At 57.3% G+C, this 964-nt stretch carries 1 protein-coding gene and 2 pseudogenes; 1 reads left to right on the top strand and 2 read right to left on the bottom strand.

The window, feature by feature from the left end; genetic code table 11:
* Positions 1-238, bottom strand: a 238-nt coding sequence (locus tag PO883_RS34575; RefSeq protein WP_289313820.1) for a pilin, incomplete at its 3' end; no start/stop codon positions are given.
* 154 nt (positions 239-392) lie between these two features.
* Here PO883_RS34575 and moaC point away from each other — a divergent pair.
* Positions 393-520 (top strand): annotated as a pseudogene (moaC, locus tag PO883_RS34580) (cyclic pyranopterin monophosphate synthase MoaC); the annotation flags it as partial.
* Positions 521-601: 81 nt separating this feature from the next.
* Here moaC and PO883_RS35345 read toward each other — a convergent pair.
* Positions 602-808: pseudogene (locus PO883_RS35345) on the bottom strand (hypothetical protein); the annotation flags it as partial.
* Between the last annotated feature and the right edge of the window lie 156 nt (positions 809-964).

The following is a 964-nucleotide window of genomic DNA, read 5'->3' on the forward strand; positions in this document are numbered from 1 at the left end:
CCAGCAGGCCGATTTCGGCAGGGCCAGCAACCGCATCGCCACCTGCCAGTTTGGTCTCGACGTTGACTTTACCTGGGGTGATTTCAGCCAGGCCAGCACCAACTTGCGACTTAGCAACGTAGTCTTGATACGCTGGCAGTGCGACAGCAGCCAGGATACCGATAATTGCAACAACAATCATCAGTTCGATCAGGGTAAAACCGGCTTGTGCCTTCTTCATCATTTTCATCGATTTCATTTTTACTACTCCTAGAGGGAATTAATTCGGAACTTGTGTACCGTACTGCGGTATATGCAAGCGCCGTGCCAGGTCGATCGTCGGATACGTCCCCCGTGTATTTCATTGTTGGTAAATGGAATCGTTCATTGCCGTCCAGGTGCCTGCTGACAATTTACGACAGGTCACTGCCGTCCAGTGCGGCCTGCTGACAATTTATGACATGTGCAAGGCGGTCGAACGCAGGTGCTGGAAAAACAGGGCGGCAAGCCGGGCGGTTGGCATGCCGCGATTGACGGCTGACGGCGACGGCGCGTGAATTGGCGAACTTGCCCGAGCCCCGCACGGGATAATCCCCCAGGTGTTGACCGGACAGGCAGCGGTCGCGTATTTCCGCTTGATGCCATCCATCGCGCACGTCCAGCGACCGGCGTCGCCGCGCGACCAGATGACTTTTTTGGCCGTCTCCGTGGCCGGACCGGCCTTGATGCTGCAGATGATATCGGCTTTGCCATGTCGACTGCAGAGACGCTGAGCGTGCAGTTCGGGGGAGCATCCATGGTGTTTTTCGATATCCATGGTGGGCGTCATGATGATTCAGCATCAATGCCGGCTGTGCCGGCGGACACTGCGCAGCGAGGGAATTTGATGCCAACGGCCCGCAGCCGGGCGGCGAGGACGAAAACTGGTCAGCGCAGCCCAGTGCTTGCCCGATGGCGGACTGGGCTTCGTTGAGTGATTACTTAC

The sequence above is a fragment of the Massilia sp. DJPM01 genome (genome assembly GCF_030348125.1).
Classification (GTDB): Bacteria; Pseudomonadota; Gammaproteobacteria; order Burkholderiales; family Burkholderiaceae_D; genus Telluria_A; species Telluria_A frigida.